Here is a 12,742-nt window from a genome sequence, read left to right as displayed (position 1 = left end):
GGCAAAGATCAGGACATGCGACGTGCGCGAGCTGCGCGGCGCTTGAGGGAGCGACGTTCTTCTTCGCTCATTCCACCCCACACTCCGGAATCCTGATTGTTCTCTAGGGCCCACTGCAGACAGATCGCTTGAACTTCACACTCGCGACACACTGCTTTGGCTTCGGCCGCCTGCGCGATCGCTGGTCCCGTATTCCCGATAGGGAAGAAGAGCTCTGGGTCAACGCTGAGGCACGCGGCTTTACTCCGCCAATCCATTATGGGTACTCCTTTAAGAGCGTGAGCGCGGGCATTGAATGCCCGCGCCGAACAAAAACAACAGTCTTTAGTTTCGAGGATTCAAACTTGTATATCAAGAGTTACGAGACGATTAAATTGCAGAATTGGTGTGCAAGGGATCACTCTATTTAAAACTCAGGACGAAACGCCTAGTGGAGCCGTGATGAATGATTACCCCCGAATAAGAATTCCAAGAATGCGCATATAAAGAACTGGGAAAATCCTGGCAGCTTTGGGCGATGAAGCGCAGTGCGTCACTGGAAGGGTTTGGGAAGAACAACAAATCGTGAGGCATGCTCAGTGCCTTTAACCAGCATGTTTGCTCGAAGTAATCAACAGAGCAACTCGGGTTTATTGTCTTTAGAACGCTAGCGAGAATAGAATTCTCATCCCCGATTAATATGCATTTGTGCTCTGAAAATAGAAATCGTTTTAAGTGCGATCCATAACGAATTTCAATGCCTAAAACATGCATGTCAACGTCGATTTTTGAGCGAGATACAAGCGCTGTTTTCTCACTGAGCGGTGTCTTAGGGAAGCTATGAATATATGGGGAGTGAAGTCCTCGCCGCGTCATCATGCTCGAATCTGGCCTTAGAGGTCTACGTATCGCAACCGCGCTGGAAATTTCCATACTGCGCTGCAGCATCGCATCCCACGAGCGCAGGTGCACGATCAATTTCGGTCCGGGGTGCTCTACTGGCAGAGCCATCATTGTCTCTTGGGCGGGGTTCCAAAGTTGCCCTGGCTGATTTGTCAGTTGAGCCTGCCCGATAAGCCCAGAATTGGAGGCAATGTCGCGAGAAGGAATATCGCACCAATTGTGTTCGAAAGAACCGTATCGGGAGCGATGCGCAAAAGTCCCTGACCCCTCGCTTGCTACCAGAACGACCTCAGTTCCATCGCAAGCACGCGTGAATTGCCCCCACATCTGATGTGCGCGTAAAACTCCGAAACACTCTTCCATCGAGTGAAGAACGTTTTCGATGTTCTCAATCCATAAAACGCAAGGGGAATAGTCTGTGATTGCTTCGCAGAAAACGCCGCAATCAAGAGTATTCCGGATGAGGAAGGGAAAAGCTGTGCTTCCCGATTCGCCCGGTTGTAATCCAGCACTTCCTGCTTCTAAGGAGATCCCGTATACCGGAAACCCAAGCGCATCGCTCAGTGCAAAGGCGCATGAACGCGCAATGCGTCCAAGCTTGAGGCGAGAACTTCCCACGCCACTGAACAAGATATTTCCGTGCCGCCACACGAGTGGGCAATGAGTGCCCGTATCGATTCCATCTCGCAGCCCAAGAACGACACCCTCACTCCCAGCTATATTCATCTCCTTCAACTCAGCAGAGGGAATATGGGAGGGAAGCGGAGGGCACCACAGAGGAGAGTTCTGACTCATTGACTTCCGACACTCATCCGCTAAGTTTCGATCTCTCATTGTCCTAATTACGTCCTCAGCATCGTGGCAGTACGCGAATTGCACTTCGCGACCAGAGCCGATGATCGCGCGTCCGGGAATTCGTGGAATACGCGCTGCAGCTCCGCTACCGATAATGTCGAGCGACTCGGCCTCGGTAATGGTCCTTAAAGCGATTCGCAGCTCGGTGTTGGCGCGCATCGTCGTATTGACTGCTCCACTGGGGTGCTGGGTCGCATAGAGGAGGTGAAGGCCCAGAGAACGTCCTTGGGATGCAAGGCGAGAAAATATCTCCATAGTCGTGGGATGGAGGTCTGCAAGTACCCGAAACTCGTCGACAACAATCAGGATCCGCGGAGGTGGAAGTGGCGCTTTGCCTTGTTGATGGCGCTCGTACCACTGCTGGAGATCTTTGACCTGGAGTTTGGCAAAATCAGCCTCCCGCTGAGCCAAACAAGAAGCTAAACCGCGCAGTGCGCGAGCAGACTGCCCGGGATCAAGATCAGTGAGGACCGCTTCTGTGTGAGGGAGGCGAACTAGGGGAGCAAAAGCAGAGCCTCCTTTATAGTCAACCAAAACAAGACGCAGTCGAGTGGGGGAGTAGCGAGCACACAATCCCAGAAGCCACGTGCGAAGTGCTTCTGACTTTCCGCTTCCCGTCGTCCCTGCAATAAGTGCGTGTGGCCCGTCGCTGACCAGATCGATGCTGACTTCTCCCGTAGAGTCCTGCCCAATGGGAGTCCTCAGTGAGTTATTCGTATCGATTCCATCCCACGAGAGCTCTTCGAAATCACAATCGTTTGGAATACTCGCGCGAGAGTGGGCGCGCGTGATCATCTGCCACCATCCCAGTGAGACCGGTGCTTTGTCTGCTGGTATTACGGCCTCGCACCACGTGGGGAGCTCCGCATAGCTGTATGCCCACGCGAGGTGAATTTCTTCTGTGCCGCGCTCAGTTTCCGCCCCATGCGCTTTCCCCTGTGGTTTCCATTCATCCCCGAGGCCGTGGAGAAAAATGTGCACCGAGTTGGGTCCCGCTGTACCAAGAATGAGTGGTGGAGACCCGGTGAAATGAAGATGGGCGCCTCCTGCTTGCGTTGCGATTTGCGACGCAAACCAAAACACCATGAGCTGGGCTTGCGGGCCAAGGGCCGCGTAATAGTGGTGCGATAAGGTCTCTTCTGCAAACGGACGCAGGCTGCCTGTTGACGATTGAGAAGAAGTGGCCTCGGGAGCCCCTGAAGGCTCAAGAAGCCAGGGCTTTCCGCGGCCAACTACGGAGGGATAAAGAGCAAATCGTAGAGCAGACCTGGCCGCGGATACTGGAAGGAGTAAAGCCACGGCTGCGGCGTCGAGTCGTTTTCCTTGAGAACCGTGGCGAAAATGTCGAAAGCCAAAGGAAAAGAGAATAACGGCCAGGGGAAGCGCAGCAAGAAAGAAATAGCTTCCTTGTCCCACTCCCATCATGCCGATACGCACTCCCATGAACACGGCGATCGGAAGAAACCCGATGAAAGACACCGCGGGAAGAGTGAAGCCTCTTCGCTGATCAGCACCAGGGAAGGAAAGGATACGCGGGCGAGCGCGATACACGTAGAAGTCAGTCGAGTGTGAGAATCTGACTCTGACTTTCAACGCCGGACCGACGCGATAGGTGCGGGTGGGGCAGACGCGTCTCCAGATTCCGAATCGCCGTGCTTTCACTGAAATCTGACTCAATTCATCGCGAGGTATGAGCCGCATCCGTTGGTCGCGAGAGGAATCGCTGAGTATCACGCACTCGGCTGGGAATTGTGGTGGCGTATTCCCTGGAAGAGCAATGATGCCTTGGTGGGGGCCTCGAATGCAGGCAAGATGCCATGGGGCACGCAGCGCAGCTTCTGGAAGAGACCCAAGCTGATCAGAATCACACTGCGAACCAGACACTCTCGCTCCACTCTCTTTCAAGGCCCTTTGCTTCTCATCGCAGCATCTCAGCTCATCCGCGTGCTGTCGCCAATTGCCCTTGTTCTGTGGAAAACGCCGATACTGTGTCCGACCTGTGGAAAGTGGGCGCGCGCATTTGAAACGGGGAAATGACACAATGGCGTCTATGAGCGAAGAGGAACGCCAGGTCTTAGATCACTACCGTCAACTCATTGCAGCCGTCGAAGATGCTCGAGCCGCATATTACGATCGCGATGCGCCGGTGCTCTCGGATGCGGACTATGACCAGCTCTACCGCCAGCTCGAAGAATTCGAAGCGAAATATCCGCAGTATCGCAGCTCCGACTCTCCGACAACGCGCGTGGGGGGAGCTGCCTCCGACGCTTTTGCCCCCGTGCGCCACCTCCAGCAGATGACAAGTCTGGATGATGTCTTCTCCCTTGAAGAACTTGCCGCCTGGGAATTGCGCATGGCGAATGATACGGGCAGAGATGACTTGGACATGCTCACCGAGGTCAAGATCGATGGCCTAGCAGTGAACTTGCTCTATGAAAATGGCGTCCTCGTGCGTGCCGCGACTCGTGGAGACGGATGGGTTGGCGAGGACGTGACCGCGAACGTCCTGACGATTTCTTCGATTCCGCACCGCCTCAGTGGCCTCGTTCCTGAGCGCGTGGAAATTCGCGGAGAGGTCTATTTCCCGACAAAGGATTTTGAAGCCTTCAATGAGGAACGCGTGCGCGCCGGCGAGCCGCCCTTCGTCAACGCCCGTAACGCTGCTGCTGGTTCCTTGCGTCAAAAAGACCCGCGAAAGACGGCCGAACGCCCCCTTGCAATGCTCGCTCACGGAATTGGAGCTGTCGAGGTCGGAAATACGTCTTTCGAAGCGCCCGACACTCTTTCCGGATGGTTCTCCCGCTTGAAGGAATGGGGAATGCCTGTTTCCCCTCACACCAAACTTCTGCGCGGACGCACCGCGATCGAGCAGCGAATCGCTGAGCTGGGAGCGCAACGTCACTCTCTTGAACACGAAATTGATGGCGTTGTCGTCAAAATTAACGATCGCGCCATTCAGGCCTCCCTGGGCACAACCTCGCGTACTCCTCGGTGGGCGGCTGCCTATAAATTCCCTCCTGAAGAAGTCAACACGCGCCTCCTTGATATCCGAGTCCAAGTCGGACGCACCGGACGCGTCACCCCTTACGGCGTCATGGAGCGGATTCTTGTCGCCGGTTCACACGTTTCTCGGGCAACCTTGCACAATGCAAGCGAAGTCGAACGCAAGGGCGTTCTCATTGGTGATCTTGTCGTCTTGCGCAAAGCCGGCGATGTTATCCCTGAGATCGTCGCTCCGGTTGTTGCCGCGCGTGATGGGAGTGAGTATCCCTTCGTGATGCCTGAAGTGTGTCCTTCGTGCGGGGCTCGGCTCGCTCCGCAAAAAGAAGGCGATGTGGACTTGCGGTGTCCCAACCAAGCGGCCTGTCCTGCGCAGATTACCGAGAGGATTGCGCACTTGGGTGCGCGTTCGGCTTTGGATATTGAGGGCTTGGGGGACGAGGCCGCGCTTGCCCTTACCCAGCCGGAAAACAACCGCGACGAGGTGGCTGCCGCGCTCGCGGGTGGTGACGTGGTGCTCCTTGAAGACGGAAAGCAATTGCGGCTTGCAGGAGTAGAGCGCCTCACGCATGCAGAGCTCATCGCCGATGCAGAGGCCCTTCTTCCCGCCCCTCAAACCCCGGTTCTTTCTTCTGAGAGCCAGGTCTTCAATCTTGACGCAGAGCAACTTCGTGACGTCGTGGTCTGGAAACCTGTCACTTCGGAAGGTGAAGCGACAGGGGAGTGGATGCAAGTGCGCTACTTCTGGACAAAAGCGGTGGGGCGAAAAGCATCTGTTCCTTCAAAGAACACGATCATGATGCTCGAACAAATCGAGCAGGCAAAACAGCGTCCCTTGGCGCGAATCCTGGTTGCTCTGTCAATTCGTCACGTTGGCCCCACAGCTGCTGCGGCACTTGCTGCCACCTTCCCCTCAATGGACTTGCTCTCCAAGGCCTCGGTTGAAGAACTAGCCGAAGTTGAGGGTGTTGGCACTGTTATCGCTCAGTCTCTCGTTGACTGGCTGGCGGTTCCTTGGCACCAAGATATTGTCCGCGCATGGGCGCAGGCGGGCGTGCGCATGGAAGACGAAAAACGCGATGACGTTGAGCAGGTTCTCGAGGGACTCACCATTGTCGTTTCCGGTTCAATGCCTGGATACACGCGAGAAGGCGCAAAGGAAGCAATCATCGCCCGCGGAGGTAAGGCCTCGGGATCGGTATCCAAAAAGACATCACTGGTGATTGCAGGACCCGGATCGGGTTCCAAGGTCGCCAAAGCTGAGTCTTTGGGCGTTCCGGTGGTTGATGAAAGCTATTTCGAACGGGTTTTGCGCGAAGGTCTTGCCGCACTCGACGAGTAGGCGCCGCGGGGGACAAACTCTCAGACGAGGAATTCGAAAGGATGTAGGAGACGCTCCAGCACCTTGGTGAGCAGCGAGCGCTCCTCCCATTCCTCAAAAGAGAGACGGCGTGCGTTCGTCAGATCGAGTTCGAAGATCTTGTCCATGGTCTGCGCGAATTTGTCCGAGCGGAATTGGACATTGACCTCATAGTTTCCTTGGAGAGACAGGCGGTCGATATTTGCCGTTCCAACGGTTGACCATGCTCCGTCGATCGTCATGGTCTTCGAATGGATCATGGCGTCCTCGTAGAGCCAGATTTCAACGCCTTCTTTGAGGAGCGGACCGTGGTAGGGGCGCGCAACCCAGTCGGCAAGAATGTGGTTGGAGTACTCGGGAATCAGAATCTGAACGCGAACCCCGCGGCGCGCCGCGTGAACCAAGGCCTCGAAAATCTCACGATCGGGGATGAAATAGGCGCTGGTAATACGGATTGACGAGCGCGCACGATCGATTGCGTCAATGTAGAGGCCGCGAACGGGGTAAAGCAGACGAGAAGGCTGATTGAAAGCGAGGGAGACCTCGGAATCCCAACGCGGGGCCCGGGTGCGAGCAATCGAGGGCTGGCCGTGACGCTTGAAGTGGTTCCAGAAATCAATGAAGCCGTACTTAAGCTCTGATACCGCGTCTCCCGTGACGCGCACGTGGGTGTCACGCCACTCCAATGCGAAGGGATCGCCAATGTTGTAACCGCCGACGAAAGCGACCTTGTCGTCAACGACGAGGATCTTTCGGTGATCGCGTCCGGTTTTACGCAGATTCATCGTGAACATTCCCGAACGAATTTCGGGGAAACGACGAATGTATAGATGCGGTGTCTTGGGGAAAACGTAGAAGAAGGGATCTTGATTGAGGACGGCGAAACCGTCGTAAACGATATGGACGTCAACTCCGCGTTTCGCAGCGCTGAGCAACGCTGATTTGAAGCGCTTTCCCCACGCATCCGCACGCCAGATATAGGACTCAAAGAAAATGTAGTCTTTCGCCGAGGTAATCGCCTCGAGCATGTCCTCGTACAGGGATGTTCCCTCCGTGTACGTGCGAACTTCAGTTCCCTCGACCTGAGTGTCAAGAGGAGGGAAAGTAGGGAAGCCACCTGCGACGTGAGGGACTCGTTCTTTGCGGAGCTTATCAACGATATGAACCCCGACAAGCGCCGCCGCCTGAGCCCCGAGCACAGTTAATCCAGCGATCTTGAGTGCCCTGATGGTTTGCGACGAAAAAGACGGACGGCGATGAGACATAGTTTAAGGGTACTCAAAACTACGCCGAGCTGGGCACAGTATGAGAGGCGCGGCCCATACGGGTATCATCCTTTTTATGGCAAGGATCAGTACTGACGAGGTCGCCCGCGTTGCGGGCTTGGCTCGAATCGCACTTACACCCGAAGAAATCACCAGAATCGCTGGTGAACTTGATGTTATTACCGAGGCCGTTGCAAAGGTTTCCGAGGTCGCTACCCCGGACGTGCCTGCGACCTCCCACCCCATTCCGTTGTCGAACGTGTGGCGTGAAGATGAAGTTGGTCCGACGTTGGACCGTGATGAGGTCCTGGCACAGGCCCCCGCACAGCAGGACGGAATGTTCTTGGTTCCGCAGATTTTGGAGGAGGACTGATGAATCCTTTGCTGAAGAAATCAGCATGCGAGCTCGCTGAACTGCTGCGAAGCGGAGAGATCACCTCGGTTGAACTCACTCAGGCATGCCTCGACCGTATTGATGCGATCGATTCCAAGGTCCACGCTTTCCTCTACGTTGATCGTGAAGGCGCACTTGCAACTGCAGCTAAGGTCGATGCTCGTCGCGCTGCAGGTGAAGATCTCCCGCGCCTGGCCGGCGTTCCGATCGCCGTGAAGGACAATATGGTGACCCGAGGCCTGCCGACGACCTGCGCGTCTAAGATCCTTGAAGGCTGGTTGCCTCCCTACGACGCAACCGTTGTGGAGCGTCTGCACCAGGCCGGAATGCCCATTGTCGGTAAGACGAACATGGATGAGTTCGCGATGGGCTCCTCGACCGAGCACTCTGCTTTCGGTCGCACGGGTAACCCCTGGGATTTGGATCGCATCCCGGGTGGCTCGGGCGGCGGTTCTGCGGCGGCAGTTGGCGCTTACATGGTGCCTCTCGCCCTGGGGTCTGACACTGGTGGTTCTATTCGCCAGCCCGGAGCCGTTACGGGAACCGTTGGCGCCAAGCCCACTTACGGCGCAGTGTCACGTTACGGATTGATTGCCATGGCCTCGTCGCTGGACCAGATTGGTCCCGTGACCCGCACTGTGGCCGACGCGGCCGCGCTGACCGAGGTCATCGGTGGCTTCGATCCCCACGATTCCACCTCGCTCAACGAGCCAGTCCCCGCACTGAGCGCGGGAGTGGAATCCGTTGCTCGCGCTGGAAAGATCGAGGGACTTCGCGTTGGCGTCGTCCGTGAGCTTTCCGGCGAGGGATACCAGGAAGACGTGAGCGCAGCGTTCAACGCAACTGTTGAGAAGCTGCGCGATGCAGGTGCTGAAATTGTCGAGGTTTCCTGCCCGAGTTTTGAATATGCGCTTGCCGCCTACTACTTGATCATGCCTGCTGAGGTTTCCTCGAACCTCGCACGTTTTGACGGAATGCGCTACGGCATCCGCGTCGAGCCCAGCGAGGGCCCCGTCACTGCTGAGCGCGTGATGGCTGCGACCCGCGAGGCCGGTTTCGGTGACGAAGTGAAGCGCCGCATTATTTTGGGTACTCACGTTTTGTCCGCAGGCTTCTTTGATGCCTACTACGGAAATGCGCAGAAGGTTCGAACCCTCATCCAGCGCGACTTTGCTCGTGTCTTCGACGAGGTCGATGTCCTGGTATCTCCCACCTGCCCCACGACGGCCTTCCGTTTCGGGGAAAAGATGGATGATCCCATGGCGATGTACCTCAACGACATTGCGACGATTCCGGCGAACCTTGCAGGAATTCCCGCAATGAACGTTCCCAATGCGGTGAGCTCTGAGGGGCTTCCCGTCGGATTCCAGATTCTCGCCCCGGCTCACCACGACCTGAAGATGTACGAGGTCGCAAGCTTGGTTGAGCAGCTCAGCGGCGATATTGCGGGCAACTGCCCGGCAGCGCAGTGGGAGGAAAAGTGATGAGTGAACTGATGGACTACCAGGAAGCAACAGCTTCCTTCGATCCGGTCCTCGGAATCGAAGTACACGTCGAATTGGGTACCGCCACAAAGATGTTCGATGCTGCTCCCAACGCCTTTGGCGGGGACCCGAACACCTACGTGACGCCTGTGTCCTTGGGACTGCCCGGCTCCTTGCCCGTGGTTAATCACAAGGCAGTGGAGTATGCCATCAAGATTGGTCTGGCACTGAACTGTTCGATCGCGAAGAGCTGCCGCTTTGCGCGTAAGAACTACTTCTACCCGGACCTCACGAAGGCTTTCCAGACCTCACAGTCCGATGAGCCCATCGCTTATGACGGTTATGTTGACGTCGAGCTGGAAGATGGAACCATGTTCCGCGTTCAGATTGAGCGCGCACACATGGAAGAAGACGCCGGCAAGAACACCCACATCGGCGGTGCTGACGGGCGTATTCAGGGTGCAGACCACTCGCTGGTTGACTACAACCGTGCGGGCGTTCCCTTGGTTGAGATCGTAACGCGCCCCATCGAGGGTGCAGGCGAGCGAGCCCCCGAGGTAGCTGCTGCTTACGTCCAGGCTCTGCGTGATATCTTCCGTACTCTCGGCGTTTCCGAGGCGCGTATGGAGCGTGGAAACGTGCGAGCAGACATCAACGTTTCACTGCGCCCCACTCCGACCTCTCCTTTGGGAACCCGAACCGAAACGAAGAACGTCAACTCCTTTAGGGGAATTGCAAACGCGGTTCGCTATGAGATCCAGCGTCAGGCTCAGATCCTGAGCGAAGGTGGAAGCATCCTGCAGGAAACCCGTCACTTCCACGAAGAAGACGGTTCTACTTCTTCGGGTCGTGAAAAGTCCGATGCAGAAGATTACCGTTACTTCCCCGAGCCGGACCTTGTTCCAGTCGTTCCCTCTGAGGAATGGGTGGAGTCCCTGCGTGCAAGCCTTCCCGAGCTGCCTGTTGCGAAGAGGCGCCGCTTGCGTGAGCAGTGGGGCTTCGCCGATAAGGAAATGCGCGACGTGATCAATGCCGGTGCACTTGAGCTTATCGAGGCGACGGTTGTGGCGGGAGCTGATCCTAACGCTGCCCGAAAGTGGTGGATGGGTGAATTGGCCCGCTACGCCAAGGACAACCAGCTTCCTCTGGAGGAATTGCCTGTTACTCCCGCTCAGATCGCCCAGCTTCAATCCCTGGTTGATGGTGGTCGCCTGACGGATAAGCTGGCTCGCCAAGTCCTCGAAGGCGTTCTTGCCGGCGAAGGCGATCCCGAGCAGGTTGTCGCTGCGCGTGGCCTCGAGGTCGTCTCCGACGAAGGCGCGCTTACCGCGGCAGTCCAGGAAGCTCTGGATGCAAACCCTGATGTCGTCGAGAAGATCAAGGGCGGCAAGGTACAAGCCGCCGGTGCGTTGGTCGGCGCCGTCATGAAGGCAACTCGCGGTCAGGCCGATGCTGCACGCGTTCGCGAACTCATTATGGAAATGGTTGGCGCCTGAGCTCGTTTTGAGTTCACGTCCGTGGCCCGGTCCTGAAGGACCGGGCCCTTTCCATATGTGAGGACGCTGGGGGAGTGGTGGAGTATTCCTGTGCGTCAAATGCCTTGTTGCAGCGTCAATTTTGCGTAATGTGGGACAACACTGCACCCCTGCAGTTACGCGGCTACGATGAGGTCAGAGCCCGGTGGGCTCGCCTCGTAAAATTCGGAAATGCAAAGGTGACCAATGCGTACTTCTCCGTCATACACCGCGTCCTACCGTCTTGAGATCGATGAGTCCACTCTCTCGATCGCGCAGATCGTGGATGCTGTATCTTCTACTGGCGCACAGATCAAGGGCCTTGACGTCGCCGATTCTGATCGTGGACACATCGTCATTGACCTCACCTGCGACATGCGTGATTCTGACCATCGTCGTGAGGTACGCCAGGTTCTGGATGGTCTTGAAGGTGTGCATACCTCCTCTGTTGCAGACCAGACCTTTATGGCTCACGTTGGTGGCAAGATCGAAGTGCATCCTAAGGTTCCGCTTCGTAACCGCGATGATCTCTCCCGCGCATACACCCCCGGTGTTGCTCGCGTGTGCACCGCGATCCACGACATGCCCGAAAAGGCTCACCTGCTGACTATGAAGGCAAACTCGGTTGCTGTCGTTTCTGATGGCACTGCTGTTCTGGGCCTGGGCGATATTGGCCCCGAGGCTGCTCTTCCAGTTATGGAAGGTAAGGCTGTTCTCTTCAAGCAATTCGGTGACGTCGATGCGTGGCCGGTTGTCCTGGACACGAAGGACACTGAAGAGATCATTTCTATCGTGAAGGCGATTGCCCCCGCATACGGCGGCATTAACCTTGAAGACATTTCCGCACCTCGCTGCTTCGAAATTGAAGAGCGACTTCGTGCCGAACTTGATATTCCTGTCTTCCACGATGACCAGCACGGTACCGCAATCGTGGTTTTGGCCGCGCTGATCAATGCCCTCAAGCTGGTGAACAAGAAGATTGAGGATGTTCGCATCGTTGTCTCCGGTGTGGGCGCCGCGGGTTCGGCAATCATCAAGCTGCTGCTGGCACAGGGTGCGCGCGACATCGTTGGCTACGGTCGTACGGGTGCGCTGGCTGGGGACGACATTGAGGGTATGCACCCCTCACGTGCATGGCTGGCTCAAAACACCAACCCGCGCATGGTTCACGGCTCCCTCAAGGACGGTATTGCCGATGCTGACGTCTTCATCGGCGTCTCTCACGGCAACATTTTGGAGCCTTCGGACATTGCAAAGATGGCTCCCGGTGCAATTGTTTTCGCTCTCGCGAACCCGACTCCCGAGGTCGACCCCATTGCTGCCGCAGAGTATGCAGCAATCGTGGCAACCGGTCGTAGCGACTACCCGAACCAGATCAACAACGTTCTGGCCTTCCCGGGTCTGTTCCGCGGTTTGCTGGATGCGAAGGTCAAGGAAATTACGACCGAGGTACTGCGCGTTGCTGCAAATGCAATTGCTGATGTGATCTCGGAAGAAGAACTCTCTCCGAACTACATCATTCCTGGTGTCTTTAACGAGGCAGTTCCCGGTGCCGTGTCGAAGGCTGTTCGTCACGCGGTTCATGATCTGCCCACGATTGATATCCCGGTTCAAGAAGACATGGATCTTCACTGATTCGGACGCGCTTAGCGTAGTTCTTTTGCGGGACCTGCTTCCTTGTGAGGCAGGTCCCGCTTTAGTTGATTAACGCGAATAATTTGGCGCTATTCCACCGAAAAATCGCTTCTCTTCTTCATTCAGATTGACGAGGCCGCGCCAACTTTGCCGCTTTGTGTGCTGGTTCACGTGGTTTTGGTTTGACGTGGGGGGTGGTGGGTGTGTAGATTTTTCTCTTGTCGCCGCGGCCTTGGTGCTGTGGTGGTGGCCTTCTTTCTTGGCTTTTCCTGCTGGTTTTGGTGGGTTTGGTTGGGAGATGTGGGGGTGTTGTTTGTGAACTCGATAGTGTGTTTGTTTTTTGTTTTTATGCC

General features: G+C 56.3%; 9 protein-coding genes. 5 read left to right on the top strand and 4 right to left on the bottom strand.

What is annotated here, in order from left to right; genetic code table 11:
* Window positions 1-8 precede the first annotated feature (8 nt).
* A complete protein-coding gene (locus HMPREF1627_RS05290; protein ID WP_034501725.1) occupies window positions 9-257 on the bottom strand; it encodes a WhiB family transcriptional regulator in 249 nt (82 codons plus the stop codon).
* 145 nt (window positions 258-402) lie between these two features.
* Window positions 403-3,216, bottom strand: a complete 2,814-nt coding sequence (locus tag HMPREF1627_RS05285) for an FtsK/SpoIIIE domain-containing protein (protein ID WP_034501974.1) — start codon at window positions 3,214-3,216, stop codon at window positions 403-405.
* A 571-nt stretch (window positions 3,217-3,787) separates the two neighbouring features.
* Between HMPREF1627_RS05285 and ligA the strand changes: the two genes are divergently transcribed.
* Window positions 3,788-6,079: an NAD-dependent DNA ligase LigA gene (gene ligA / locus HMPREF1627_RS05275; RefSeq protein WP_420705309.1), complete on the top strand. Its 2,292-nt coding sequence runs from the start codon at window positions 3,788-3,790 to the stop codon at window positions 6,077-6,079.
* A gap of 20 nt (window positions 6,080-6,099) precedes the next feature.
* On the opposite strand, the gene HMPREF1627_RS05270 is transcribed toward ligA, so the two are convergent.
* Window positions 6,100-7,362, bottom strand: a complete 1,263-nt coding sequence (locus HMPREF1627_RS05270) for a phospholipase D-like domain-containing protein (protein ID WP_034501720.1) — start codon at window positions 7,360-7,362, stop codon at window positions 6,100-6,102.
* Window positions 7,363-7,438: 76 nt separating this feature from the next.
* Here HMPREF1627_RS05270 and gatC point away from each other — a divergent pair, with 76 nt between their 5' ends.
* From gatC to HMPREF1627_RS05250, 4 genes are all read left to right on the top strand, one after another.
* Window positions 7,439-7,735, top strand: coding sequence for an Asp-tRNA(Asn)/Glu-tRNA(Gln) amidotransferase subunit GatC (gene gatC / locus HMPREF1627_RS05265; protein ID WP_034501718.1), 297 nt, complete (start codon window positions 7,439-7,441; stop codon window positions 7,733-7,735).
* A complete protein-coding gene (gatA, locus tag HMPREF1627_RS05260; protein WP_034501716.1) occupies window positions 7,735-9,240 on the top strand; it encodes an Asp-tRNA(Asn)/Glu-tRNA(Gln) amidotransferase subunit GatA in 1,506 nt (501 codons plus the stop codon). The genes gatC and gatA overlap by 1 nt, the downstream gene beginning before the upstream one ends.
* Complete coding sequence (gatB, locus tag HMPREF1627_RS05255; RefSeq protein ID WP_034501714.1) at window positions 9,240-10,736, top strand: Asp-tRNA(Asn)/Glu-tRNA(Gln) amidotransferase subunit GatB; 1,497 nt, start codon at window positions 9,240-9,242, stop codon at window positions 10,734-10,736. The genes gatA and gatB overlap by 1 nt, the downstream gene beginning before the upstream one ends.
* Window positions 10,737-10,961: 225 nt before the next feature.
* The gene (locus HMPREF1627_RS05250) at window positions 10,962-12,389 is read left to right on the top strand and encodes an NAD-dependent malic enzyme (protein ID WP_034501712.1); all 1,428 of its coding nucleotides are present in this window, start codon (window positions 10,962-10,964) and stop codon (window positions 12,387-12,389) included.
* A 69-nt stretch (window positions 12,390-12,458) separates the two neighbouring features.
* Here the strand turns inward: HMPREF1627_RS05250 and HMPREF1627_RS10775 are convergent.
* On the bottom strand, window positions 12,459-12,742 hold a 284-nt coding region (locus HMPREF1627_RS10775), incomplete at its 5' end, for a hypothetical protein (RefSeq protein WP_234305254.1).

The sequence above is a fragment of the Actinomyces sp. S6-Spd3 genome (assembly GCF_000758755.1).
Classification (GTDB): domain Bacteria; phylum Actinomycetota; class Actinomycetes; order Actinomycetales; family Actinomycetaceae; genus Pauljensenia.
This window is presented reverse-complemented; position numbering and strand designations above follow the sequence as displayed.